The sequence below is a fragment of the Arthrobacter celericrescens genome, assembly GCF_003614925.1.
Lineage (GTDB): Bacteria > Actinomycetota > Actinomycetes > Actinomycetales > Micrococcaceae > Arthrobacter > Arthrobacter celericrescens.
Map to the genome: position 1 here is coordinate 1 of NZ_QYLP01000006.1, position 1,677 is coordinate 1,677.

Consider the following 1,677-nt stretch of genomic DNA (forward strand, 5'->3'; position numbering starts at 1 on the left):
TGTTTGGTGCACTGTTGGGTCCTGAGGCAACAGGACCTGCAACGATTGTGTTGCCGGGGGCCCTGGGGTTTCTGGTTTTCCTGTCCTTGCCGATCATGCACTGGTGTGTGTGGGGTGTGGGGGTTGGGGTTGTTGTTTGAGAACTACATAGTGGACGCGAGCATCTTGAGGCATGCACCTGTTTTTGTGCGGGTGTGTGTTGATAGCAATTTCTTATGATAGGACCCTGGCCCTTGGTGNGGGTGTGTGTTGATAGCAATTTCTTATGATAGGACCCTGGCCCTTTGTGGGTCGTGGTTCTCTCGAGTCAAGTTTGATCTGTGTGGTCAAGTTTTTAAGGGCGCACGGTGGATGCCTTGGCATCAGGAGCCGATGAAGGACGTAGGAATCTGCGATAAGCCTGGGGGAGTTGATAACCGAGCGGTGATCCCAGGATGTCCGAATGGGGAAACCCCGCACAACGCTTTTCGGGGTGATTGTGTGACCCGTGCCTGAATATATAGGGTGCGTGGGGGGAACGCGGGGAAGTGAAACATCTCAGTACCCGCAGGAAGAGAAAACAAGAGTGATTCCGTTAGTAGTGGCGAGCGAACGCGGATCAGGCTAAACCGACCCATGTGTGATAGCCGGCGGGCGTTGCGTGGGCGGGGTTGTGGGGCAGTTGCGTGTTGGTTCTGCCGGACCGGCGGGGTGTGTGTGCGTGCATAGGCGAACGGTTTTGAAAGGCCGGCCGGAGAGGGTGTGAGTCCCGTAGCCGTAATGTGTTGTGCCGCCCTGGTGATTGTTCCCAAGTAGCACGGGGCCCGAGAAATCCCGTGTGAATCTGTCAGGACCACCTGATAAGCCTAAATACTTCCTGATGACCGATAGCGGACCAGTACCGTGAGGGAAAGGTGAAAAGTACCCCGGGAGGGGAGTGAAACAGTACCTGAAACCGTGTGCTTACAATCCGTCAGAGCAGGCTTTGTTCCTGTGATGGCGTGCCTTTTGAAGAATGAGCCTGCGAGTTAGTGTTACGTCGCGAGGTTAACCCGTGGGGGGTAGCCGTAGCGAAAGCGAGTCTGAACAGGGCGAGTGTAGTGGCGTGATCTAGACCCGAAGCGGAGTGATCTACCCATGGCCAGGTTGAAGCGACGGTAAGACGTCGTGGAGGACCGAACCCACTTCAGTTGAAAATGGAGGGGATGAGCTGTGGGTAGGGGTGAAAGGCCAATCAAACTCCGTGATAGCTGGTTCTCCCCGAAATGCATTTAGGTGCAGCGTTGCGTGTTTCTTGCCGGAGGTAGAGCTACTGGATGGCCGATGGGCCCTACAAGGTTACTGACGTCAGCCAAACTCCGAATGCCGGTAAGTGAGAGCGCAGCAGTGAGACTGTGGGGGATAAGCTTCATAGTCGAGAGGGAAACAGCCCAGACCACCAACTAAGGCCCCTAAGCGTGTGCTAAGTGGGAAAGGATGTGGAGTTGCTTAGACAACCAGGAGGTTGGCTTAGAAGCAGCCACCCTTGAAAGAGTGCGTAATAGCTCACTGGTCAAGTGATTCCGCGCCGACAATGTAGCGGGGCTCAAGTACACCGCCGAAGTTGTGGCATTCACATATTTTCCAAGCCTTTGTGGTTCAGGAGTGTGGATGGGTAGGGGAGCGTCGTGTGGGCGGTGAAGCTGCGGTGGAAACCAG

At 55.3% G+C, this 1,677-nt stretch carries 1 rRNA gene; it reads left to right on the forward strand.

Annotation, left to right across the window (positions count from 1 at the left end):
* Positions 1-324: 324 nt before the first annotated feature.
* Positions 325-1,677 (forward strand): 23S ribosomal RNA (locus D3654_RS00275); the annotation flags it as partial.